The sequence below is a fragment of the Lactobacillus sp. S2-2 genome, from assembly GCF_021698855.1.
Classification (GTDB): Bacteria; Bacillota; Bacilli; order Lactobacillales; family Lactobacillaceae; genus Fructilactobacillus.
In genome coordinates, this window is record NZ_WWFA01000002.1 from 20869 (window position 1) to 46524 (window position 25656).

27 protein-coding genes are annotated in these 25656 nt (G+C 28.7%); 23 read left to right on the top strand and 4 right to left on the bottom strand.

Going from position 1 to position 25656, the window contains the following annotated elements; all coding sequences use genetic code 11:
* Nucleotides 1-12 precede the first annotated feature (12 nt).
* The 19 genes from ftsA (at nt 13) to GSH19_RS01685 (ending at nt 18178) form a co-directional block, all read left to right on the top strand.
* A complete protein-coding gene (gene ftsA / locus GSH19_RS01595; protein ID WP_237026152.1) occupies nt 13-1332 on the top strand; it encodes a cell division protein FtsA in 1320 nt (439 codons plus the stop codon).
* Nucleotides 1333-1351: 19 nt separating this feature from the next.
* Entirely contained in the window at nt 1352-2575 is a 1224-nt protein-coding gene (gene ftsZ, locus GSH19_RS01600; protein ID WP_237026153.1) for a cell division protein FtsZ, read from the top strand.
* Between the two features lie 23 nt (nt 2576-2598).
* On the top strand, nt 2599-2991 hold the full coding sequence (locus tag GSH19_RS01605; protein ID WP_237026154.1) for a cell division protein SepF: 393 nt from the start codon (nt 2599-2601) through the stop codon (nt 2989-2991).
* Nucleotides 2992-3001: 10 nt separating this feature from the next.
* Nucleotides 3002-3289 carry a YggT family protein gene (locus GSH19_RS01610; RefSeq protein WP_237026155.1) on the top strand — a complete coding sequence of 96 codons (288 nt, stop codon included), beginning with the start codon at nt 3002-3004 and terminating at the stop codon, nt 3287-3289.
* A 1-nt stretch (nt 3290) separates the two neighbouring features.
* Complete coding sequence (locus tag GSH19_RS01615; RefSeq protein ID WP_237026157.1) at nt 3291-4076, top strand: RNA-binding protein; 786 nt, start codon at nt 3291-3293, stop codon at nt 4074-4076.
* Between the two features lie 12 nt (nt 4077-4088).
* On the top strand, nt 4089-4763 hold the full coding sequence (locus tag GSH19_RS01620) for a DivIVA domain-containing protein (protein WP_237026158.1): 675 nt from the start codon (nt 4089-4091) through the stop codon (nt 4761-4763).
* A gap of 210 nt (nt 4764-4973) precedes the next feature.
* Nucleotides 4974-7772, top strand: coding sequence for an isoleucine--tRNA ligase (gene ileS / locus GSH19_RS01625; RefSeq protein WP_237026159.1), 2799 nt, complete (start codon nt 4974-4976; stop codon nt 7770-7772).
* 59 nt (nt 7773-7831) lie between these two features.
* A complete protein-coding gene (locus tag GSH19_RS01630) occupies nt 7832-8038 on the top strand; it encodes a cold-shock protein (RefSeq protein ID WP_237026160.1) in 207 nt (68 codons plus the stop codon).
* Between the two features lie 60 nt (nt 8039-8098).
* The gene (locus GSH19_RS01635) at nt 8099-8647 is read left to right on the top strand and encodes an NUDIX hydrolase (RefSeq protein ID WP_237026161.1); all 549 of its coding nucleotides are present in this window, start codon (nt 8099-8101) and stop codon (nt 8645-8647) included.
* Nucleotides 8648-8653: 6 nt separating this feature from the next.
* Nucleotides 8654-8857: a hypothetical protein gene (locus GSH19_RS01640; RefSeq protein WP_237026162.1), complete on the top strand. Its 204-nt coding sequence runs from the start codon at nt 8654-8656 to the stop codon at nt 8855-8857.
* A 17-nt stretch (nt 8858-8874) separates the two neighbouring features.
* Nucleotides 8875-9573, top strand: coding sequence for a 5'-methylthioadenosine/adenosylhomocysteine nucleosidase (locus GSH19_RS01645; protein ID WP_237026163.1), 699 nt, complete (start codon nt 8875-8877; stop codon nt 9571-9573).
* Nucleotides 9574-9591: 18 nt separating this feature from the next.
* Nucleotides 9592-10752 carry a cysteine desulfurase family protein gene (locus GSH19_RS01650; protein ID WP_237026164.1) on the top strand — a complete coding sequence of 387 codons (1161 nt, stop codon included), beginning with the start codon at nt 9592-9594 and terminating at the stop codon, nt 10750-10752.
* 1 nt (nt 10753) lies between these two features.
* On the top strand, nt 10754-11098 hold the full coding sequence (locus GSH19_RS01655) for a DUF1831 domain-containing protein (RefSeq protein WP_237026166.1): 345 nt from the start codon (nt 10754-10756) through the stop codon (nt 11096-11098).
* Between the two features lie 116 nt (nt 11099-11214).
* Nucleotides 11215-12336, top strand: a complete 1122-nt coding sequence (gene mnmA / locus GSH19_RS01660) for a tRNA 2-thiouridine(34) synthase MnmA (protein ID WP_237026168.1) — start codon at nt 11215-11217, stop codon at nt 12334-12336.
* 105 nt (nt 12337-12441) lie between these two features.
* A complete protein-coding gene (locus tag GSH19_RS01665; protein ID WP_237026169.1) occupies nt 12442-13098 on the top strand; it encodes a histidine phosphatase family protein in 657 nt (218 codons plus the stop codon).
* A 13-nt stretch (nt 13099-13111) separates the two neighbouring features.
* On the top strand, nt 13112-13789 hold the full coding sequence (locus GSH19_RS01670) for a lipopolysaccharide assembly protein LapB (RefSeq protein WP_237026170.1): 678 nt from the start codon (nt 13112-13114) through the stop codon (nt 13787-13789).
* Between the two features lie 11 nt (nt 13790-13800).
* Nucleotides 13801-16197 (top strand): ATP-dependent RecD-like DNA helicase, encoded by a 2397-nt coding sequence (locus GSH19_RS01675; RefSeq protein ID WP_237026171.1) that lies wholly within the window; start codon nt 13801-13803, stop codon nt 16195-16197.
* A 20-nt stretch (nt 16198-16217) separates the two neighbouring features.
* Complete coding sequence (locus GSH19_RS01680; protein ID WP_237026172.1) at nt 16218-17162, top strand: ribose-phosphate pyrophosphokinase; 945 nt, start codon at nt 16218-16220, stop codon at nt 17160-17162.
* A 23-nt stretch (nt 17163-17185) separates the two neighbouring features.
* Nucleotides 17186-18178, top strand: a complete 993-nt coding sequence (locus GSH19_RS01685) for an aldo/keto reductase (RefSeq protein WP_237026174.1) — start codon at nt 17186-17188, stop codon at nt 18176-18178.
* 34 nt (nt 18179-18212) lie between these two features.
* On the opposite strand, the gene GSH19_RS01690 is transcribed toward GSH19_RS01685, so the two are convergent.
* From GSH19_RS01690 to GSH19_RS01700, 3 genes are all read right to left on the bottom strand, one after another.
* Nucleotides 18213-19097, bottom strand: coding sequence for a diacylglycerol kinase family protein (locus tag GSH19_RS01690; RefSeq protein WP_237026175.1), 885 nt, complete (start codon nt 19095-19097; stop codon nt 18213-18215).
* Between the two features lie 62 nt (nt 19098-19159).
* Complete coding sequence (gene rnjA, locus GSH19_RS01695; protein ID WP_237026176.1) at nt 19160-20842, bottom strand: ribonuclease J1; 1683 nt, start codon at nt 20840-20842, stop codon at nt 19160-19162.
* A gap of 2 nt (nt 20843-20844) precedes the next feature.
* Complete coding sequence (locus GSH19_RS01700) at nt 20845-21057, bottom strand: DNA-directed RNA polymerase subunit epsilon (protein WP_237026177.1); 213 nt, start codon at nt 21055-21057, stop codon at nt 20845-20847.
* Between the two features lie 167 nt (nt 21058-21224).
* Here GSH19_RS01700 and GSH19_RS01705 point away from each other — a divergent pair, with 167 nt between their 5' ends.
* Nucleotides 21225-21680 (top strand): hypothetical protein, encoded by a 456-nt coding sequence (locus tag GSH19_RS01705; RefSeq protein ID WP_237026178.1) that lies wholly within the window; start codon nt 21225-21227, stop codon nt 21678-21680.
* 28 nt (nt 21681-21708) lie between these two features.
* On the opposite strand, the gene def is transcribed toward GSH19_RS01705, so the two are convergent.
* A complete protein-coding gene (gene def / locus GSH19_RS01710; protein ID WP_237026179.1) occupies nt 21709-22269 on the bottom strand; it encodes a peptide deformylase in 561 nt (186 codons plus the stop codon).
* A gap of 121 nt (nt 22270-22390) precedes the next feature.
* On the opposite strand from def, the gene GSH19_RS01715 reads away from it, so the two are divergent.
* The 3 genes from GSH19_RS01715 (at nt 22391) to typA (ending at nt 25637) form a co-directional block, all read left to right on the top strand.
* Nucleotides 22391-23314 (top strand): hypothetical protein, encoded by a 924-nt coding sequence (locus GSH19_RS01715; protein WP_237026180.1) that lies wholly within the window; start codon nt 22391-22393, stop codon nt 23312-23314.
* The gene (locus GSH19_RS01720) at nt 23307-23579 is read left to right on the top strand and encodes a UPF0223 family protein (protein ID WP_237026181.1); all 273 of its coding nucleotides are present in this window, start codon (nt 23307-23309) and stop codon (nt 23577-23579) included. The genes GSH19_RS01715 and GSH19_RS01720 overlap by 8 nt, the downstream gene beginning before the upstream one ends.
* 216 nt (nt 23580-23795) lie before the next feature.
* Nucleotides 23796-25637 carry a translational GTPase TypA gene (gene typA, locus GSH19_RS01725; protein ID WP_237026182.1) on the top strand — a complete coding sequence of 614 codons (1842 nt, stop codon included), beginning with the start codon at nt 23796-23798 and terminating at the stop codon, nt 25635-25637.
* Nucleotides 25638-25656 lie beyond the last annotated feature (19 nt).

The window sequence follows — 25656 nt, forward strand, 5'->3', positions numbered from 1 at the left end:
GGTTCCACAACTATGGATGAATCAGAAATGTATATTGGTTTGGATATTGGAACTACGTCGATAAAAGTGATTGTTGCTGAAAAAGTTAATGGACAAATGAATATAATTGGTGTTGGTAACGAAAAATCACAAGGAATTAGTCGAGGTGTAATTGTTGATATCGATAAAGCTAGTGCTTCAATAAAGAAGGCAGCTAATCAAGCAGAAGAAAAGACAAGCATAAAAATTGAAAATGTAGTTGCCGGAATTCCAGCAAATATGATGAAGATTGATCATTGTAATGGAATGATTAATCTTTCCGATCAATCAAAAGAAATTGATAATAATGATGTTATTAAAGTTTCTAATGCCGCTATTGCAAGTAATATTCCTGCTGAACGTGAGATTGTTGATTTACTTCCAGAAGAATTTATTGTAGATGGATTCGATGGTATCCAAGATCCAAGAGGGATGGTTGGAATAAAACTTGAAATGAAAGGCAGAGTTATTACAGGACCAAAAACAATTATTCATAATACAAAAAAAGCAATTGAAAAAGCAGGATTATCAATAAAATATTTAATATCTAATTCTCAAGCTGAAGGCGATTTTGTATTAAATGAGGCTGAAAAAGATTTTGGGACTATTTTAGTTGATTTAGGTGGAGGACAAGCATCAGTTTCGGTTTTTCATGATAATGAGCTGAAATATGCTGAAACAGAACAAGAAGGTGGAGAATATATTACTAAAGATATATCAGCCGTTTTGAATACTTCTATTATTAATGCTGAAAAGATAAAGCGAGAATATGGCTTTTCAGACGCTAGACAAGCACAAAATGAAAATGAATTTCCAGTAGAAGTAGTTGGACAGTCACAAACAGTAAATGTAAGTGAAAAATTTCTTGCTGAGATAATTCAAGCAAGAGTTGATCAAATATTTAGTAAGTTAAAAGATAAACTTGATAAAATTAGAGCATTAGATCTACCGGGAGGAATTGTTATTACTGGTGGATGTTCTTCATTACCTGGAATTGCACAGTTAGCTGCTGAAAGTTTTAACACTAATATAAGACCGTATATTCCAGATCAAATTGGATTAAGAGACCCATCATATTCATTAGTATTGTCAATTGTTGAATATACTTCAAAAATAAGTGAAGTTGAGTTAATTGTCCGTTCAGTTGTTGATAAGAATTCAAATATAGTTGATAATGTTATACGATTAGAAAATAATAATGAAAAAAAAGGTAATTCTGACAAAAAAAATAAAGAAAATAATGAAAAAAAGAAAAAAGAAGATGGAATTGTTAAGAAAGTATCAAAATTCTTTTCTGGATTTTTCGAAGAATAATTAACTGGAGGAAATTAATATGGATTTTTCAATTGATTCAGCTGAAAATCATGGAGCAAAAATAAAAGTAATCGGTGTTGGTGGCGGTGGAAGCAATGCTGTTAACCGTATGATTGATGAGGATGTTAAAGGTGTCGAATTTATTGTTGCTAATACTGATGTTCAGGCATTACAAATGTCAAAAGCAGAGACTAAAATTCAATTAGGACCTAAGTTAACTAATGGACTAGGAGCTGGTTCAACTCCTGATGTTGGAGCAAAAGCAGCTGAAGAAAGTGAAGAAGATCTTGCAAACGCTTTAGATGGTGCAGATATGGTTTTTGTTACTGCCGGAATGGGTGGAGGAACAGGTAATGGTGCTGCTCCAATTGTTGCTAAAATAGCTAAGGAATCTGGATCTTTAACCGTAGGGATCGTAACAAGGCCTTTTACTTTTGAAGGACCTAAAAGAACTAGATTTGCTAACGAAGGTGTATCAGCATTAAAGGAAAATGTTGATACATTGGTAGTTATGTCAAACAATAGATTGTTAGAAATAGTTGATAAGAAAACACCAATGATGGAAGCATTTAAAGAATCAGATAATGTTTTAAGGCAAGGTGTTCAAGGTATTTCCGACTTAATTACAAGTCCAGGATACGTTAACTTGGATTTTGCCGATGTTAAAACTGTTATGCAAAATAAGGGTTCAGCGTTAATGGGAGTTGGTAGTGCAAGTGGTGAAAATAGAACTGCTGAAGCTACGAAAAAAGCTATTTCTTCTCCATTATTAGAAGTTTCAATTGATGGAGCTGAGCAAGTATTATTAAATATCACTGGTGGACCAGACTTATCATTATTTGAAGCTCAAGATGCATCAGAAATTGTGTCTCAAAATGCTACTAATGATGTAAATATTATATTTGGTACTTCAATTGATGAAAGCCTAGGAGACGAAACTAGAGTTACAGTGATTGCTACTGGAATTGATAAAAAGGATAAGTCTGTATCACCAAAGCAAGTATCACCTCAATCTTCTAGTTTTAATAATAGTTCTGAAACAATCATAAGACCAAGAGATAGTTCTGATGAATGGGATATTAGTAACCAAAATGAATCTTTAAATAGTAGAGAAAATCAAAGATTTGACAACGTTGAAAAAAAATCATTTGAACCATTCCAACCAGATAGCGAATCTGATAATGAAAACAATAATGATGATTCAAATGATTTACCACCATTCTTTAAGCATCGTCGTAAATAATTCTATTAAATGGGGTGTTTATTATGTCTGAAAAATTTAGTTTAAGTAATTTTTTTGGTATGAATGAAGAGAATAATGATTCTGAAAATGTTCATTCTGATAATTATAACTCACATAAAATTGTCGGCTTAAATAGTGCCAAAAAAATAAGAGGAACAGTATCAGTGTTTGAACCTCGAATTTTTGCTGATTCAAAGACAATTGTTAATAAAATTTCTAATGGAGATACTGTAATTATAAAATTTAAAGATTCAAGTAATGATTCAGTTAATCGTATTATTGATTTTATAAATGGGGCTGTTTATGCTTTAAATGGAAATATGAAGAAAATAGAAGATAACATATTTTTATGTACGCCACAGGGATTTGATATTGATGGTGATTTAAATTCCAATTTTGATGGGATTTTAAGTTAGGAGAATATTAGTGTTTTTATATTTGATAATTAAATTATTAAATCTGGTAATTTATGGATTACAGATTTATTCATTAGCAATTGTTGTACATGTTTTATTAAGTTGGTTTCCAGGAGCATATGAAACTAAATTTGGTCAAATTTTGATTAAATTGGTAGAACCCATTGAGTCAAAATTATCCTTTATAAGAATTGGTATGATTAGTTTTGCACCAATTGCAGCACTATTTCTAATTCAACTAGCTATTAAGGGTGTTGAAGTTATACAATTAATTCTAGCAAGATTAATGGGTAGTTAAAATGAACCCAAATATTGAACAACATTTTCGAGAAAGTGAATTACCATTCGCTAGAAAATCAAATGATTGGATTAACCAAGTAATTAATGAATATCGAGTTGTATTGACAGATTTTTTAAATTTAAGAGAACTAACTTTATTAAAAAAATTAGTTAATCGATATGAAGAAATCAATGTTTATTCATATGGTGGGTATGATAAAGCAGAATTAAAAAGAGCAATAATTGCACCAGGCTATTATAAATTAGATAAATCTGATTTTGAAATTAGTTTAATAGAAATTAATTATTCTGATAAATTTATTAAATTATCTCATGGTAAAATTTTAGGTTCTATTTTAGGTAGTGGAATTGATCGATCAGTAATTGGTGATATTCTTAATCAAAAAAATCGCTGGCAAATTATTGTAAAATCAAATATAAAAGAATTTTTAATTAATTCTGTTGATAAAATTGGAAGAGATAAAATTAGGCTAAAAGAAATTGATATTTCACAAATTATTGATAATAAAAATGATTGGGAAACAACATATCAAGTATTACCATCTTTTAGATTAGATGTTGTAATATCCAATGCTTTTAATTTATCTAGAAAAATAGCTAAAGATCTGATAACGCATGATCAAGTAAAGCTAAATTGGTTTGCAATAAATAAACCAAATGAAGAATTAAAACTTAACGATGTTATTTCAGTTAGGGGTTGTGGCAGAGTTCGAGTTAATAGTTATGAAGGTCAATCAAAAAAAGGTAAATTAAAAAGTAAATTGGATATTATTAAAAGCAAATAAGGAGTGATTTATATGTTAAGTGCACAAGATATTCATTCAAAAAATTTTTCCACAAAATTTAGAGGATATAATGTAGATGAAGTTAATGAATTCTTAAGTCAAGTTACAAAAGATTACCAAGTATTATCTGATGATAATGAACAATTAAAGAAAGACTTAAAATCAACTCAAAAACAATTAGAATATTTTGATGATTTGAAGAATTCATTAAATCAATCCATTATCGTTGCTCAAGAAGCAGCAGATAAATTAAAGCAAGATTCTATTAAAGAAGCTGAACAAGTCAATGTAGAAGCCCAAAAACAAGCTGATGTAGTTTTGACTAACGCAACTGATAAAGCTAATGAAATTGTTAAGAATTCTTCCAATTATGCTGAAAAATTAGCTGTTTCTTCTGATGATTTCCGAGATAATATTAAAGTGTTCAGAGCTAAACTAATAAGTATGCTTGAAGGTGAATTAGATTTTGCTAAAAGTGAAGATTGGGATCAACTTCTAAGTGACAATAGTTATGAGGATTTTGAAAAGATAAAAAAATCATTAGATGATAAATTTGACAAAAGTAATCATGACAGTGTAGAATCTTCTCAAGATGAAGTCAAAGCAGAAATTGTTAATGAACCAACTAATGGTGAAGAACCAACTGTTGAGATTTATCCAAATGAGGATTTACATAAGAATAATTAATGGGTTAGAGAACAGAAAGTTTTATAAAAGTATTTAAGCGAGTCGATGAATGGTGAAAGATCGATAATTAATTTTTGTATTACAGATCATCTCAAATTTTAACTCATATCTAATTAAGAGAATAATAGTTATTATTCAAAAATTTGGGTGGTACCACGATTTAATCGTCCCTTGCTTAAGGGGCGATTTTTTTATTAAGGAGGAAAATTTATGCGTGTAAAAGATACTTTAAATTTAGGTAAAACTAAATTTAAAATGAGAGGTAATTTACCTGTTAAAGAAGCTGAAAGAGAAACTCTTTGGGAAACTAATAATTTATATCAACAAAGACAAAAATTAAATGAAGGTAAGCCTTCGTTTGTATTACACGATGGACCTCCATATGCTAATGGTGATATTCATATGGGCCATGCATTAAATAAAATTACAAAAGATATTATTGTTCGTTATAAATCAATGAGTGGATTTCGTGCACCATACGTTCCAGGTTGGGATACTCATGGATTACCAATTGAACAACAATTAAAAAAGGCTGGCTATAATCGTAAAGAAATGTCTGTGACAGAATTTAGAAAATTATGTCGTGATTATGCACTAGAACAAGTAGAAAAACAAAAGGCAGAATTTAAAAGACTTGGTGTTTCAGGTGATTGGGATAACCCATATATTACATTGAAACCTGAATATGAAGCTGCTCAAGTCAAAACATTTGGTCAAATGGCTGAAAAAGGTTTGATTTATAAAGGATTAAAACCTGTTATTTGGTCATCGTCTTCTGAATCTGCATTGGCTGAAGCAGAAATTGAATATCATGATGTAAAATCAAATTCAGTATTTTTCTCTGAAAAGGTTTCTGATGGACAAGGCGTATTAGATGATAATACTTATATGCTTGTATGGACAACTACTCCATGGACAATTCCAGCATCAAGAGGAATTTCTGTTGAAAAGGATTTTGATTATTCTATTTTTAGTCATGATAATGATTCTAAAAAATATGTAATTGCAAGTGAATTATTAGAAAAAGATGCTGAAATGTTTGGTTGGAATGATATTAAAGTTGAAAAAGTTATTAAAGGAAAAGATTTAGAAAATGTAACAACTGAACATCCTTTTGATAAAGATACTAAAATTTTAACTATGTTAGCAGATTTTGTAACTGCTGATTCAGGAACTGGATTAGTTCATACTGCACCAGGATTTGGTGAAGATGATTACAATGTAGGAAAAGAATATGGATTAGATATTTTTGCACCAGTTGATAATAAGGGTTGCTTAACTAAAGATGCAGGATCAGATTTTGATGGTGTATTTTATCAAGATGCTGATGAAATTGCTTTAAATAAGTTAAAAGAGAATGATCGTTTAGTTCATTATTTAGAATATGAACACAGTTACCCATTTGATTGGAGAACTAAAAAACCAGTTATTTATCGTGCTACACCACAGTGGTTTGCATCAGTTGATAAAATTAGAGATCAAATTTTAAATGAAATTAATAATGTTACATTTAATCCAGAATGGGGACAAAAACGTCTTTACAATATGATTAAAGATCGTGGAGATTGGGTAATTTCTCGTCAACGTGTTTGGGGAGTTCCATTACCAATTTTTTATGGTGAAGATGGAGAAGCTATTTTTACAAAAGAAGTAACTGATCATGTTGCCGACTTATTTAGAGAACATGGATCTGATATTTGGTTTGAAAAAGATGCTAAAGATTTATTGCCTGAAGGATTTACTAGTGAACATTCACCAAATGGTATTTTCACAAAAGAAAATGATATTATGGATGTATGGTTTGATTCAGGATCTTCTCATCAAGGAGTACTTGCTGAAAGAGATGATTTAACGTATCCTGCTGATTTATACTTGGAAGGTTCTGATCAATATCGTGGTTGGTTTAATTCAAGCTTAATCACAAGTGTTGCTTATAGTGGTCATGCACCATATAAGAATCTTTTATCACAAGGATTTACTCTTGATGGAAAAGGTCATAAAATGAGTAAGTCATTAGGAAATACAATTGCACCAAATGATGTTATTAAGCAAATGGGTGCAGATATTATTAGATTATGGGTTACTTCTGTTGATTCATCAGCTGATGTTCGTGTATCAATGGGGAATTTTAAAACTGTTGGTGAAAGTTACAAAAAAGTTAGAAATACAATGAGATATTTATTAGCTAATACAAGTGATTTTAATCCAATTGAAAATCGTGTTGATTACAGTGAAATGGAATCAGTTGATAAATATATGATGGTTAGATTAAATCAAATGATTGAAAAAGTTAAAAATAATTTTGAAAAATATGAATTTTTAGAAATGAATCGTAACTTATTCCAATTTATTACTAATGATTTATCTGCATTTTATTTAGACTTTGCTAAAGATATTTTATATATCTATTCAGAAGATTCTAAAGAAAGACGTTCAATGCAAACTGTATTATATGATATTGCAGTTTCACTAACTAAATTATTTACACCAATTATTCCACACACAACTGAAGAAATTTGGGAATTTTTAAGTGAAAAAGAAGAATTTGTTCAACTTTCAGAAATGCCTAAGGTAGTTAATTATGAAGATCAAAATGAAGTTCTTAACGCTTGGAAAACATTTATGCAAATTAGAAAAAATGTTTTAAAAGCACTAGAAGAAGCACGTGATAATAAAGTAATTGGTAAGCCTTCTGAAGCTAAACTGACATTATATGTTTCTGATCAATTAAAAGATTACTTCGATAATTTAAATACTGATATTGAACAAGTATTAATGGTTTCAAAATTAGATATTTTAAGTTTTAATGATAAAGTTAACGATAGTATTGAATTTAATAATGAATTAGCTATTAAAGTGGAACATGCAAATGGAGATGTTTGTGAACGTTGTCGTTTAATTAAACAAGATGTTGGAAGTAATGAAAATTATCCAAGTTTTTGTGAACGTTGTGCAACAATTGTAGAACAAAATTATCCAGAAACAGCAACAGATGGTTTTGAAGAATAATTAAATAAAAAAATAAAGCTGGGATTTTCCCAGCTTTATTTATTGGAAGGAATTAAATTATGTTAGGTAAAATTGATTCATATGAAAAAAATAAAGGATTTGGATATATTAAAAGTAACTATGGTGAAATGGTATTTTTGCATATTACGGGAATTATTCAAGGTGATCCAAAAACAATTGAAATCGGACAAGAAGTTCAATTTGTAATTGCAGCAGGAGTAAAGGGACCTCAAGCAGCAAAAGTCAAATTATCAAATTTTGAATAAATTGCATAATTTATCATTTATCGGTAAAATTTGAATTAAATAAAAAGTAGGTGATTTTTAATGGATTTAGAAGAAAAGGTAGTATCTTCTGAAGATATTTATCAAGGTGCTATTTTAGATGTAAAAAAACAAACCGTTAAATTGTCAAATGGTGAAATTGCACATCGTGAGGTTGTTTATCATTCAAAGTCAGTAGCAATGTTAGCTTTAACAGAAGATAATAAAATTATTTTAGAGAAGCAATGGCGTGCGCCAGTTGGAAAAGCGATGATTGAAATACCTGCTGGTAAAATGGATGAAAGAGATAATGAAAATCCAGAAAAAACGTTATCAAGAGAATTAAATGAAGAATTACGTTTGAAATCTGATGATTTTAAATTAATTCATGCAATTTATCCATCTGTAGGTTTTACAGACGAATTTATGTATATTTATTTAGTAAAAAATTTAAAACCAGTTGAAAATGATTTAGATCGTGATCAAGGAGAATTTTTAGAAATTAATGAATATACATTAGATGAAGTCAAACTAATGATTAAAGAAGGTACCATTAACGATGGTAAAACCATTATAGCAATCCAATTTTGGGAATTAATGCAAAGTAGGTAATTAATGATGGATGATCAAGAAAATTTAACTAGAGAACAGTACCGAAAAGGAAAAATTAATATTGATAGTGAACATCAACCAGATCAAATTAATGAAGAAAAACGTAGAGAATTAAAAACAAAAAAATTAAAAAATCGATTAAACATAATAATTATTACACTTGTGGTATTAATTATTTGTGTATTGTTATTTATGAGATTTGTTAATTAAATTTATGAGGTGAAGTAATGAAAAAATTTGGAATTATTTGTGCAATGGAAGAAGAAATTAAAGAATTAAAAAATAATTTATCTGATGTAGTGGAAAAAAATATATCTGGTGTTATTTTTTATGAGGGAAAAATAAATGGACAAACTGTTGTAATTGTAAGATCTGGAATTGGTAAAGTTGAAGCTGGAATTACTGCCATGATGATGATTACTAATTTTGATATTGATGTTTTAATTCATTCTGGTTCTTCAGCTGGAATTGGAGAAGGATTAGAAGTTGGTGATATTGTTCTTTCAACTGAAACCGCATATCACGATGTTAATGCAACCGCTGCTGGATATGTATGGGGACAAGTTCCAGACCAACCAGCTCGTTTTGAAGCTTCTAAAGAATGGGTTCAAAAAATAAAATTAGCATCAGAAGATAAAGGTGTAGAACCTAAAACCGGTTTAATTGTAACTGGGGATCAATTTATTGCAGGGCAAGATATGATTAATGAAATTTTAAAGCATTTTCCTGAAGCTAAAGCAGCTGAAATGGAAGGAGCAGCCGTTGGACAAGTTGCTAATCAGTTCAAAATTCCATATGTAGTTGTTCGTGCAATGTCTGATGTTGGTGATGAAAATGCAAATCAAAGTTTTGATGAATTTATTATTGATGCGGGTAAGAGATCAGCTCATATTTTATTAGATTTATTTGAAAGTCAATCGAAATAAAAATTAGAAGGTGTTTTTTTGAAAAAAGTATATTTAGATAATGCAGCGACAACGCCAGTTAGTGAATCAGTAATTAAAGAAATTACGGATAAGTTATCTAATTATTATGGTAATGCTTCAACTCTTTATGAGATTGGAAGATCATCGAAGAGTATTTTAGAAGATGTCAGGATAAAATTAGCTAATAGTATTAATGCAAAAGAAAATGAAATAATTTTTACTAGTGGTGGTACTGAAAGTGATAATAGTGCAATTATTAAAACTGCAGAAACTAGACAAAATTATGGTAAGCATATTATAACGACTAAAATTGAGCATGAAGCAGTCTTGAAACCAATGAAATATCTTGAAAATCACGGATATGAAGTTTCTTATTTAGATGTTGATTCTAATGGAAATATTTCTATTGAAGACTTAAAGAATAATTTACGTGAAGATACAATTTTGGTTTCTATTATGATGGGTAATAATGAAGTTGGAGTACAAAATCCAATTCATGAAATTGGTGAACTATTAAAAGATCATCAAGCATATTTTCATACTGATGCAGTTCAAGCTTATGGATTAAAAGATATAGATGTTAATCGTGACAATATCGATTTATTATCAACTTCTGCACATAAAATTAACGGGCCCAAAATGACTGGATTTTTATTCAAAAGAGAAACAATTAAACTTAATAGTTTTGTTCTTGGAGGTGATCAAGAGCAAAAAAGAAGAGCTGGAACAGAGAATATTCCAAGTATTGCAGGTTTTGGTGTTGCAGTTAATAGTTTAACTAAAGATGAGAAAGAAAAAAGAATTACTAAGTATAACTCATTTAGGGAAAAAATTCTTACAGAATTAAATAATAATAATATTGAATATGAAATCAATGGACCAAAAACAGAGCCTAGGTTAGAACATATTCTAAATATTTGGATTAAAGGGATTCCAACTGATTTGTTACAAATGAATTTAGATTTAGATGGAGTTGCAATTGCAGGTGGTTCTGCATGTACAGCTGGAAGTTTAGAACCATCTCATGTTTTATCTGCAATGTTTCCAACTAACCCTAATCGCGTTAATGAGTCAATTAGAATTAGTTTTGGATCTTTTACTAGTGAAGATGATATTGATTTATTTATTGAAAGAATTGTCAAAGTTTATAATCGATTAAATAAGAATAGGAGAGATTAACATGGCATTTTCTAAGGAAATTAAATTAAAAGGAGATATTAATAATTACGAATTATCTCCTGAAATAAAAAAATACACACTAAGAGACTTAGGATTTACTACAACTAAATTAGGTAATTTTGTTTATAAAATTAATTTAGATCCCAATTCTCCATTTAATTCAAATAGTATTAAATTAAAAATAACAGTTAATGATGATCTAACAGCATTTAAAATGGCAATTTTAGATAGTAAAGAATTAAAAGAAGTAGATATTTTTAATAATGATAAATTTAATAAAATTAAGGAACAACTAGATTTTAATTTAGAAAATATGATTACTAGAAAAGTTATTGTAAAAAAATAGCTCCGGGTGTTTCTTTTAGCTTGCATTTATTACTATTTGTAAGTTAATATATTTAGTATTGGGATTACGACCTTCAAATCGTAGATTCTAAGAATCTAAAAAGTGATGGTGAGATTATGAAAGACAATAGTAAGACAAGAGTTGTTGTTGGAATGAGTGGAGGAGTGGATTCTTCAGTTTCTGCTTATTTACTTAAACAACAAGGATATGACGTAGTTGGTGTGTTCATGAAAAACTGGGATGATACTGACGAAAATGGTGTTTGTACAGCTACTGAAGATTTTAAAGATGTAGCACATGTGGCAAATGAAATTGGAATTCCTTATTATTCAGTTAACTTTGAAAAAGAATATTGGGATCGTGTATTCACATATTTCTTAGATGAATATAAAAGAGGTAGAACACCAAATCCAGATGTCATTTGTAATACTGAAATTAAATATAAGGCATTTTTAGAATATGCTTTAGATCTTGGAGCAGATTATATTGCAATGGGACATTATGCTAAATTAGAACGTGATGAATATGGTCATAATCATTTATTACGTGCAGTTGATGATAACAAAGATCAAACTTACTTTTTAAGTCAACTATCAGCAAAACAATTAGATAAAGTAATTTTTCCAATTGGTGGAATGACTAAACCAGAAGTAAGACAAATTGCTAAAGAAGCAGGTTTATATACTGCTGATAAAAAGGATTCAATGGGAATTTGTTTCATTGGAGAAAATAATTTCAAAGAGTTCTTAAGTAATTATTTACCAGCTAAACCAGGTAAAATGATGACTTTCGATGGTGAAATCAAAGGTGATCATACTGGATTAATGTACTATACAATTGGTCAAAGAAAAGGCTTAGGTATTGGTGGAGATGGTAATGATAATTTACCATGGTTTGTAGTTGGTAAAGATTTATCCAAAAATATTTTGTATGTTGGTAAAGGTTATCATAATGAACATCTTTATGCTGATTATTTAGATGCTACTGGTGCTTCATGGATTAATAATATTAATCGTGGAGAAGAGTTTCACTGTACAGCTAAGTTCAGATATCGTCAAAAAGATTCTGGTGTTACAGTTAAATTAAATGATGATAATAAAGTTACTGTAACTTTTGATGATCCAGTTCGATCAATTACACCGGGACAAGCTGTTGTATTTTATGATGGTGACGAGTGTTTAGGAACTGCGACAATTGATGCAGCATATAAAAATAATAAGCAATTACAATATGTTTAATAAATAATAAAAAGCTAGGCATTAAATGCCTAGCTTTTTTTGAAAAAAGATTGATAAACTGGCATAATAGACTTAATAACTGCTCAATAATGGAGGAATAAATTTTTGAAATTTTATTTTGTGCGACACGGTAAAACTGAATGGAATCTCGAAGGAAGATACCAAGGTTCTGGTGGTGATTCACCATTACTTGAACAGAGTTATCAAGAAATTAAAGAAGTAGGTAAATATTTATCAAATGTGAAATTTGAACATATTTATTCAAGTCCAATTAAAAGGACAATGCTTACTTCATTTGGTATTAAAAGTAAATTAAAACATAAAGTATCAATTTCTTTTGATAGTAGATTAAAAGAATTTAATTTAGGTAAACTTGAAGGAATGAAATTTGAAGATGCAAAACAAATTTATCCGGAAAGTTATATTAATTTTCGTGAACATCCTGATTTATTTAATCCAATCGATATTGAAGGAGAATCCTATTCAAATGTAATTAATCGTATGAATAATGCGATTAGTCAATATGCTATGTATCATGATAATGATAGTAATATTTTGATTGTGAGTCATGGAGCGGCATTAAATGCGATTATAAATACAATTCTAGGGATTCCAATGAAGGATTTAAGAGCTAAGGGTGGAATTGCTAATACTAGTACAACAATTTTGGAAACTAACGATGATGGACAAACATTTAAATTAGTTGACTGGAATAATACAAGTTATTTAAATAAAAAGTTAGATAAAACAGATTTAATTTAATGGAGGATTAATAATGTCTGATAATAAACGTGAAGAAATCCAAAAAGAAGCAGAGGCCAATTTGCATAAATTAATTAAAGCGATTAATGAAAAGCCCGATAATTATGAGGCTTATTATGAACTTAGTTCTCTTTTAATTAAATTACAAAACTTTACTCAAGCAGAAGAATTATTAATGAAAGCACTTGGTATGTTTGCAGACACTAATAAAAAAGCAAAAGATTTATTAACTTATGGATTAGGGAATGTTTATTATTCAGCTGGTGAATATGAAAAAGCGATTAAACAGTTTACTGAAGTTAAAGATAAAGAATTAAAAACGGATTCTTATATAATGATGGCACAAAGCTATATAGCTAAAAGTGACTACAAACGTGCATTAGTTTTTTTATTAACAGCAAAAGACTATCGTAAGCAAGATCCAGAAATTAATCAAATGTTAGGAGAAAGTTTATTAGCATTAGGTGATTTTAAGCAATCTGCTGAATTTTATGATCAAATTTTAAATTATGATCCTAATAATGGAAAGGCTAATTTTGATCGAGGATTAGTAGCGATGGTATTAGGTGAACATTATGCAAATTATTTTTCTAAGGCAGAAAAATATGATAAAGATAATTATGATCGTAAGCAAAGTAGAATTCAGGATATTGAAAAACTAATGAAAGACAAACAGGATAAAGAAAGCTAGGAGCATATGTAATGAGTCAAAACATTGATTTATTTCAAGATGATCAAAATGAAGGAAATCATCAATATATAGTTGGTAAATTAAAAATGATTTTCTTTGAGAGTAATGACAATTTTTATAAAGTTATGTTAGTTACCGTTAGTGAAAGTTCATTTTCATGGAATGAAGAAGAAATTGTGGTTACTGGTAATTTTGCAGATATTGAAGAAGAAGTCAGTTATAAATTTATTGGATCAGTTGTTGATCATCCAAAATATGGTCAACAATTTCAATCGATTAATTATCAAAGAGAAACTCCAACTTCAAAAAAAGGATTTATTAGTTATTTATCAGGAGAAGAATTCAAAGGAATTGGCGAAAAAACTGCTGAAAAAATATATGATGAGCTTGGTTCTGATGCTATAAACAAGATGTTAGATGATAAGACCATTTTATGTAAAATAGGTTTAAAACAAAAGCAGATTAGTACAATTAATGATGTAATAAGTAAAAATAATGGTGTTGAACAAACAATTGTTGGATTAAATAGTTATGGATTTAGCAGCAATATGGCGGGACGAATATTTAAAGAGTATCAAGATAACGCTTTAAAAACAATTCAAGAAAATCCTTATAAATTGGTTGAAGATATTGATGGGATTAGCTTTAAAAAAGCGGATCAAGTAGCAGTAGAAGTAGGAATTGGTAAACATTCTAGTGGAAGAATTAGAGCAGCTATTCTAACTGGGTTACAACAATTATCGACTAGGGATGGTAATACTTATGCAACTTCTGATAACTTAGTTAAAATCACTGAAGATTTGTTGAATTTTAATAATCAAGAACTATCCGGTGAAGAAATTGGACAGCAATTGATTGAACTAGCTAAAGATGAAAAAATAATTGTTAAAAATAAAAATATTTATTTAAAAAAATTATATGATGCAGAAGTAATAATTGCACAAAGTATTAAGAGAATTAAAACTGATGATGTAGAAATAAAAGATGACGATTTAAAATTATCAATTAATAAAGTAGGACAAGAATTAAATATTGATTATGATGAATCACAACAAGATGCCATTTTTAAAGCGATTAGTAATTCAATGTTTTTATTAACTGGTGGTCCAGGAACTGGTAAAACAACGATAATAAATGGAATTGTAAAAACATATGCCAAATTAAATAATTTATCTTTAGATATTAATAGTTATAAAGAAAAACCATTTCCAATTCTTTTAGCTGCACCAACGGGAAGAGCAGCAAAAAGAATGAGTGAATCAACTGGATTACCAGCTTCAACAATTCATCGTTTATTGGGATTAAATCGAAATGATGATGAACCAGTAAATGATTTAGATGGTGATATTTTAATTATTGATGAAATGTCTATGATAGATACTCCTCTTTTTAAAATGTTGTTAGAATCTATTCCAAGACATATGAAAGTAATTATGGTTGGCGATAAAGATCAGTTGCCATCGGTAGGTCCAGGACAAGTTTTTCATGACTTATTAGAATCAGATTTAATTGTTTCAAAAGAATTAGATCAAATACATCGTCAAGAAGAAACATCGACAATTATTAGATTAGCTCATTCGATAAAAGATGGAAGGTTACCTGATGATTTTTATCAAAATCAACCTGATCGGAGTTTTATTAAATGTAATGCTAATCAAATTGAATCAGTAATTAAACAAGTTGTTGCTAGAGCAAAACAAAAAGGATTTAATTCAAGTGATATTCAAATATTAGCACCAATGTATCGTGGATCTGCTGGAATTAATAACTTAAACAAAATTGTTCAAGACATTATGAATCCAAAAACTAATGATAAACAAAAAGAAATTGAGTATAATAATATTAAATATCGTATTGGTGATAAGGTATTACAACTAGTAAATAGTCCAGAAGATAATGTTTTTAATGGTGATATTGGTAAAATTGTAGGAATTGAATATGGTAAAAATCAAAAAAAATATGAAGATAAGTTAACAATTGCTTTTGATCAAACAGAAGTTGTATATTCTAGAAAAGATTTTAATAATTTAACTTTAGCTTATTGTACATCAATTCATAAAGCACAAGGAAGCGAATTTAAATTAGTAATAATGCCAGTTTTGCCACAATATCGAAGAATGTTAAAAAAGAATTTATTGTATACTGGAATTACTAGAGCGTCATCAATGTTAATTTTATTAGGAGATCCTAATTCTATTTCTGAAAGTGTTAAGAGTGAATCTGATAATCGGTTAACGACTTTAAGGCAAAGATTATTTGAAGTATTTGATAAACAACCTTCTGAAGAAAAGATTATTAAAAATGATAATTTAAATAATACAAATGACTACATTTTAACAGAAACAAAAATTTTAAATAATGAAATTGATCCTATGATTGGAATGGATAATGTTCGTTTAAATTATTAATATAAGGGAGTTAGCATTCAATGCCAAATCAAAAAGTAAAATTGTTTTCACTAAGTTCAAATAAAGAATTAGTTGAAAAAATTTCTAATGAATTAAATGTTCCAATTGGTAAATCAACAGTTAAACATTTTAGTGATGGAGAAATTCAAATTTCAGTTGATGAAAGTATTCGTGGGGATGATATTTATGTTGTTCAATCATTATCTGATCCAGTTAATACTAATTTGATGGAATTAATTATTATGGTTGATGCAATTCGTAGAACCAGTGCAGGAACAATTAACGTTGTGATTCCATATTATGGTTATTCAAGATCTGATCGTAAAGCACGTTCTAGAGAACCAATTATTTCTAAAATGATTGCTTCATTTATCGAAATGCAAAGAGTTGATCGAGTTATTACACTTGATTTACATGCAACACAAATTCAAGGATTTTTCAATATTCCAGTGGACCATTTAAAACCAACTAATCTTTTTATTGAATATTTTAAAGATAATGGTTTATTAGATAATACTGTAATCGTTTCTCCAGATCATACAACAGTAAACCGAGCTCGATTATTTGCTGATCGTTTGAAATTGCCCATTGCAATTGTTGATAATCGTAATCCTGATGATGAAACTAATATTCCAGATTCAGTTATCGGGGATGTTAAAGATAAAAATGTTATAATAACAGATGATATGATTGTTACTGGTAAAAAATTAGATATTTCAGCAAAAGCTCTAAAAAAAGCAGGTGCAAAAAATATTTATGTTAGTGCTACTCATCCTGTTTTCGCAGATGGAGCAATTGAAAGATTAAACAATTCACCAATTAACAAAATTATCGTTTCTGACTCAATTAATATAAAAACGAATCAAGATACTTCAAAAATTGATGTTGTTTCAGTTGGAAGTTTATTTGGAAAAGCAATTGATTTAATTGAAAATAATAAATCAACCGGTAAATTATTTAAATAAGATTTAGAAGGGATGATTATATAATGTATAAAGCAAGTGATCAAAGATATGATGATATGTTAGTTAGAAGAGCTGGAAATACAGGATTACAATTACCAGCTATTTCGTTTGGAACTTGGCACAGTTTTGGTGATGATGCTAACTTTAAAGATAGTGAAGAAGTGATGCTTCACGCTTTTGATAAAGGAATCTTTAGTTTTGATTTAGCTAATAATTATGGGCCTGGATCAGGTGCAGCCGAAAGAATGTTTGGTCAAGTTTATAGACAAGATTTAAAACCATATCGTGATGAATTAATTATAACCACTAAGGCAGGATTTCATATGTGGCCAGGTGTATATGGTAACTTTTCTTCTAAAAAGACTTTAGTAGCTGCTTTAGATAGAAGCTTAGAAAAAATGGGATTGGATTATGTTGATATTTATTATAGTCATCGATTCGATCCAAACACTAATTTAGAAGAAACTGCAGAAGCACTTGATCAAATTGTTAAATCTGGTAAAGCACTTTATATTGGAATTTCAAATTATGATGGTGAACAAACACGTAAGATGATTGATTTATTTAATGAAAAGCATACACCTTTTGTTGTCAATCAAAGTTCTTATAATATGTTAAATAGAACTGCTGAAAATGATGGTACAATTGATGAGCTTTCAAATAATGGAAATGGATTTGTGCCATATGGACCATTAGCCGAAGGTTTATTAACAAGTAAATACTTAGATGGTATTCCAGATGATATTAAAATTCATCCAACGAACGATGGTATTTTCAATGAAGGTAAAGATGTTGTAGTTCAAAGAATTAATCAATTGAATGATATTGCTAATAATAGAAATCAAAGTTTAGCTCAAATGTCTATTTCTTGGTTATTGAATAATCCAGTAGTGACAAGTATTGTTACTGGAGCTTCAACCGTTGATCATTTAGATAATAATTTAGATGCTTTAAATAATTTAGAATTTTCATCAGAAGAATTAAAAATGATTGATGAGATTACTAAAGGTAAATAAAAAAGAAAGAAGTATTTTAATACTTCTTTCTTTTTTATTTCGTTAAAGTGTAATTAGTAATTGAAATGTTTACGTTGAAATATTCACTCATAAATTTTTCGTTGTCAAATTGACCGTATTCTAAAGAACTTGAAAATAATTTTAATGATTTAGTACTAAAATTATTAGTATCATGATGAGCTTTTTTATTTTTACTCCATAATCTAAATAATTTATAAAGTAAATTAAATGAATTCTTTTTTTCTATAATTGTAAAATCTAACATTTGAGTTTTTTTATTTAATTTGATATATGCATAATATGCATCTTTAAAAACGTAATAAGTTGAATTTAAAGTAGCAGTTAAAGGAAAACTATTGTAAGTATATAAAATTTCAAACATAACAAATATTTTTTTTATTTTACTTAGATATTTCTTTTGTTTAGTTGTCTTACTAATGTAAAGAGCGTCCATTCCAATACTAAAATTATCAAAAAAATAATGGTATCTATTTTTTACATTATCTAGTGTTTTGCCAATATAAAATGTCTGTTTGGTTGGTTTTTCAAGTATATTTTTAATAGCACTACTTGGATTAGTTGGAATATTATAATTATGAGCAAAGTTATTTTTTTTACCAGATGGTATTAATGATAATGGTATTATATAGTCTTTAGAATGATTTTCATAAAAAAGAGCAATAGAATTCATAACTTCTGTAAAAGTTCCATCGCCACCAATCACAATTAATGACATATTACGGTTATTATAATTATTATTTATAAAATAATTTGCAATAATATTTGCTTGGTTTTCATATTTTGTTGTTCTAATGGTGTAATTAATGTTTTTATTATTTAAAGCTTCTTCAACTTTTAATTTTGCGTCTTTTCCTCGATAAGAAGAAGGATTGTAGATTATGAAATAATTATTTGTCATTTCAATTTATCCTTTCATATAAAAAGCGAATTCAATAGTAAAATGGAATTCGCTTTTTTATATTAATTATTATTCATAATTAGCATTGGTAAAATAAGAGGGGACCTCTCAGTTTTATTATATAAGAAATCAGATAAATCTCTTATAATTGATTTTCTAATTAAAGCTTCGTTAGCATTTTTATTATTCATAGCATGACGAATTGTTTTGAAAACTAATCTTCTACCTTCATCAAGTAATTCACCAGATTCTCTCATATATACAAATCCTCGTGAAAGTAAATCTGGACCAGATTGTATTTCTTTATCATTTAAATTGATAGTTGCAACAACAACAACAAGACCTTCTTCTGATAATAATTGACGATCATTTAAAACAACTTCACCAATGTCTCCGACACCATTACCGTCAATATAAACATCATCAGCATTAAATTCCCCAGCAAATCGTGCTGAATCTTTAGTTAGAGCTAAAACATCACCATTTTTTAGGATGAAGCTATTTTCTAAAGGAATTCCACATTGTTCAGCTAATTCAGTATGAATTTTTAACATTCTATATTCACCATGAATTGGAACAAAGTATTTAGGTTTCATAAGTCTTAACATTAATTTTTGTTCTTCTTGACCACCATGTCCAGAAGTATGAATGTTATTGACTTTTCCATGAATTACTTTAGCACCAGCTTCTTCTAGTTCGTTAATAACTCGGTTAACACTTAATGTGTTACCAGGAATTGGATTACTAGAGAAAATAACAGTGTCATCTGGTTGAATTGATATTTGACGATGGGTACCATTGGCAATTCTTGATAAAGCAGCCATGGGTTCACCTTGTGAACCGGTACATAAAATCATAACTTGATTTGCTGGTAAATTTTTTAATTCGCTAGCATCAACAAATGAATTATCTGGAACTTGTAGATAACCGAGTTCACGTCCATTTACAATAGCGGCTTCCATACTTCTACCGAAAACTGCAATTTTTTTATTATGCGCAAGTGCAGCATCAATTGCTGTCTTGATTCTTGAAATATTTGAAGCGAAAGTAGCAAATATGATTCTTCCATTAACTTCTTCAAAAATCTTACGAACAGATTTACCAACCCATTTTTCAGATTTTGACCAAACAGGTCTTTCAGCATTAGTACTATCTGACATTAAGCAAAGAACACCTTCACGCCCTAATTTAGCCATTTCTTGTAAATCAGGAGCTTGATTATCAACAGGAGTTAAATCAAATTTAAAATCTCCAGTTTCAACGATAACTCCAGATGGTGTGTGAACTGCAATTCCTAAAGCATCTGGAATTGAGTGAGTAGTTCTAAAAAAACTAACGCTTGTTTTTTTGAATTTAATAATCGATTTGTCATTAATTTCATGTAGTTCTGCATCTTTTAGTAAATTATGTTCTTCTAATTTACTCTTAATTAAAGCTAACGCAAGTGGGCCAGCATAAATTGGAATATTTAAAACTTTCAAAAGAAAAGGGACCCCACCAATATGATCTTCATGACCATGGGTGATAATTAAAGCTTTAATTTTCTTTTGATTTTCAATTAAATATTGGTAATCAGGAATAACATAATCAATTCCAAGCAAATCATCTTCTGGAAATTTAATTCCTGCATCAATTAAAACAATTTCATCTTGGAATTGAACTCCGTAAGTATTTTTACCAATTTCTCCTAGTCCACCAACGCCATAAATAGCAGTTTCATTATTTTTGACGTTTAATTTATTCATAATTATAACTCCGTAATTTTAAAGTTAGAACTTTGTTTTTCGTATTCAAGTTGACTTTCACTTAGTTCTTTAACGAATTCTAACGCATATTCTGTTTTGTTATCCACTAAACTTCTTGCCTCTACTTCAGAATCAGCATTAATGTAAAGTGATTTTGTAGTCTCTCTTTTAGGTGTAATAACCTTATTTTCGTGATAAAAAACTTTATAAATCAAAATAATCTCTCCTTATATATTAATAAATAATTTAATATTTAATCGAACAATATACCTTTATGGTATATCTCTTGATAGCTTGATTTTAACACAATGAAATTAATAAGTATATAAAACAAATTTAATCTTAATGTGTTATGATAAACGGAGATTAGGGGTGTTTTTTAATGTTTATTGTGTTAATTATTTTTTTGATTTTATTTGTTATTATCTTAATGAATTTATTGAGATATATTTTGATAGTCAAGCCTAATAAAGTTTATAGAGATGATATTCAATCAAAAATTGATGAAGTAGTCGATGACATTATTTTGGAATTAATTAAAGTATATCCTGAACTAAAAATTAATAAAAATAATCTTACTTGTAAATCTTTAGATGATATTTGGAAAAAAAGAATTATGGTGTTTGAATATTATTTAAAAATTGATTCAGATAGTATAAATTCAGAGGAATTAAAAAATTATATAAAAAAGATGGTTTTTGAGAAAACTAAAAATGATTCTGTAAAAATGGCAGTAACTGATTTTTGGATTAATAAAAATAAAATAAATTTTGATATTGCATATTTAATTAATGAAAAAACTAAAAATTATGTAAGTGATATTAGAAAAACAGAATAAAAAAAGTAAAGCGAAAGCTTTACTTTTTTTATTCAAAGAATAACTCATTATCTTCACGGTAAAATGGGTTATCTTTTTTTATATGGTCATAAAATAGAGTTCCATGTAAATGATCAATTTCATGTTGAACTACAATGGCAGGATAGTGCTTTAATCTTACTTTGTGTTCAACGCCATCAATATCCTGATATTTAACAGTAATTCTATCTGCTCGATGAACATATCCAGGAATATCTTTATCGACTGATAAGCATCCTTCTCCAACCGTTAATGCACCTCTTTGAACAGAACTCGAAACAATAACTGGATTAATAATAACATCTTTAAATGGAGATTTTTCATCTTCGTATTCTGGTGGAACTAGTACGGATGCCATCATTTTATTTACACCAACTTGGGGTGCTGCCAATCCAACTCCAGGTCTTAAATTATATTTTTTATTTTCTTCTTCATCTTGACTAATAACGAGGTAATCCATTAAATCTTTTGCTAGTTTTTTATCATCTTCGGAAAGTGGAAATTCTACTTTCTTAGATTGATTTCTAAGTACAGGATTACCGTCTCTGGTTATGTCCTTCATTAAAAACAAAATAAAAACCTCCTATTTTTTGTTTTATTTAGTATAACTATAAAATACCATATAATTAAAAGTTTATCTTTGAATTTTTTGAAAAGTACATTATAATTTGTCCAAAAGGGGTTGATTATGCTTGAAACAACCAAAAATTTTGTTGTATGGTGACCAAAATAGAATATATGAATTTTTAAAATTAGCAATTACAAGAGACTATAATTTAGAAGTTTCATTTGAAAAATTAAATGAAACTATGCAAAAAAAAATTAAGGAAGCAAATTTATTTTGTAATAATTTTAATTATACCGATAATTTAAATTACGAAGAAATTGATTTATTAGTTTATTTGCCTAAGTTTGAATTAAATGAGAAAGAATCTATTTCAGATGTTGTTAAGCAGATTGTAACAATGTTGCCAGATTTTAGAGGCTTTTTAAATAAATCAATTTCCGATGGATTTAATGGTAAAATTTTTATTGATTCACAATATGATGCAATCATTGCATATTTTGCTGCTAGATTTTCAGGGTTTGATTCAAAAAAAATAGTTGGTATTGGATCACAAATTCAAAATGAAATTTTAGTGAATTTTTTTGCTAATCAATTTAATATAGATCGAAAATTAGTAAACATTACAACATTAGGATATATTAATGATTATATAATTTCTTGGAGTCGATCATATATTGGATCTATGCCAATTTTATCTTATTTAAACGATAAAAATAATAGTTATACAGTTGATATATTGAATAATGCACAAACTATGATTTATAGTCTATCTAAAAATAACGAGATTATACACAATAAAGTTATGGTTGATGTTATCTTTAATTTATTTTCAGATAAATCTAAATTATCGTTTGTAACAACTTTGGATAAAACCAATGATAAAGTTCAGTTAAATTTTAATCCGGTATTTATTAATAAAAGTGGATATAATTTTTCTTTAGAATTACAAGTTTCTGATGAAGAAAAAAAAGAATTAGATAAAGTGATTAATGATAGTGAAATAATCATTAAAAATGTTATTGAAAATAGGGAGTCAGTTAATGGATAAAAATTTTTCGTATCCAATTGTTGAGGATTGGACTAGAAAAGAAATGGTTGATGTAATTTCTTTTTTTACTGGAATTGAAGATGCTTATGAAAATGGAATTAAAAAAAATAATTTGATAAATCTTTATAATCGTTTTAAAGAGATTAATCCATCAAAGGTTGAACAAAGAAAACTGCAAAGAGATTTTGAAAATGAATCTGGCTATTCAGTCTATCCAGTTTTGAAAAAAATTGATGATGATAGTCAAAAAGTGATTAAAATGTGAGTATTATTAATATTTATTGTTAAGTTGCCATAAGCGCATATTTGTGCTAACATCTATCTTAGATTTAGTAGCGACAAAAAGAATAAATTAAGCTTAAATCACTGTTTTTTAGCAGTGTTACTGTGACTTGTTCACAGTTTTTTTATGTAAATTATTTATTCACATTATTAATGTTTTTAGCTACCTATAACTGTTATTTTCAAGGAGGAAGAAATTTTGAAAACTAGAGACGATATTAGAAACATAGCTATTATTGCCCACGTTGACCACGGTAAGACAACATTGGTTAACGAATTATTAAAACAATCAGATACATTGGATGAACACGCAACCATTGAAGATCGTGCTTTGGATTCAAATGATATTGAACGTGAACGTGGAATAACGATTCTTTCAAAGAATACTGCTGTTAAATATGGTGATAGACAAATTAATATTTTGGATACTCCAGGACATGCTGACTTTGGTGGAGAAGTTGAACGTATCATGAAAATGGTTAATGGTGTTCTTTTAGTTGTTGATGCAGCTGAAGGTACAATGCCACAAACTCGTTTCGTATTAAAGAAAGCATTAGAACAAAATCTTACACCTGCAGTTGTTATTAATAAAATTGATAAGCCAGGTGCAAGACCTTCAGAAGTTGTTGATGAAGTTCTTGACCTATTTATTGAATTAGGTGCAGATGAAGATCAACTTGATTTCCCAGTAGTTTATGCTTCAGCAATGAATGGTACATCTAGTTACGATCCTGATTTATCTACACAAGAACATTCAATGAAGCCTGTTTTTGATACTATTGTTGATAATATTCCAGCTCCAGTAGATAATTCTGATGAACCTTTACAATTCCAAGTAGCAATGCTTGATTACAATGATTTTGTTGGACGTATTGGTATCGGTCGAGTATTTAGAGGTACTATTAAAGTTGGTGATAGTGTTGTTCTTATGAAATTAGATGGTTCAACTCAAAACTTTAGAGTTACTAAAATGATGGGATTCTTCGGTCTTAAAAAAGAAGAAATTCAAGAAGCTAAAGCCGGTGATTTGATAACTATTTCTGGTATGGAAGATATTAATGTTGGTGAAACTGTTGTTGATCCTTCTGTTCAAGAACCATTACCATTACTTAGAATTGATGAACCAACTATGAGAATGACATTTAGTACTAACACTTCACCTTTTGTTGGTAAAGAAGGTAAAATGGTTACTGCAAGACAAATCGATGATCGTTTACAACGTGAACTTCATACTGATGTATCTCTTAAAATTGAAGATACTGATGAACCAGGTTCATGGTTAGTATCAGGTCGTGGTGAACTTCATTTATCAATCTTAATTGAAAACTTACGTAGAGAAGGTTATGAACTTCAAGTTTCAAGACCTGAAGTTATTTATAAAGATGTTGATGGGGTTAAATGTGAACCATACGAATCTGTTCAAATTGATACACCAGAAGAATATTCTGGTTCTGTTATTGATACACTTTCACAACGTAAAGGTGAAATGCAAAATCTTGAAAGTGTTGGTAATGGACAATCAAGAATTAGTTTCTTAGTTCCTTCAAGAGGTTTGATTGGATATCCAACTGAATTCCTTTCATTGACTCATGGTTATGGTATTATGAACCATACATTTGAAAAGTATGCACCTGCTGTTAAAAACTGGAATCCAGGTCGTCGTAATGGTACATTAGTTTCAATTAATTCTGGTAAAGTTACAACTTACGCAATTATGGCTGTTCAAGATCGTGGACAAATTTTCACTGATCCTGGTACTGAAGTATACGAAGGTATGATTGTTGGTCAAAACTCACGTGATAATGATATTTCAGTTAATATTACTCGTGGTCGTAACCAAACAAACGTACGTTCTGCAGGATCTGAAGATATTGCAAAAGTTAAGGAACCAGTTCACATGACATTAGAAGAATCATTAGAATTCTTAAATGATGATGAATTATGTGAAGTTACTCCTGAAAATATCCGATTAAGAAAACGTACATTAGTAACTAATGAGCGTGAAAAAGAAGCTAAAAAAAGACGTACTAATAATAAATAATTTTAATAAAAAAGTCGCT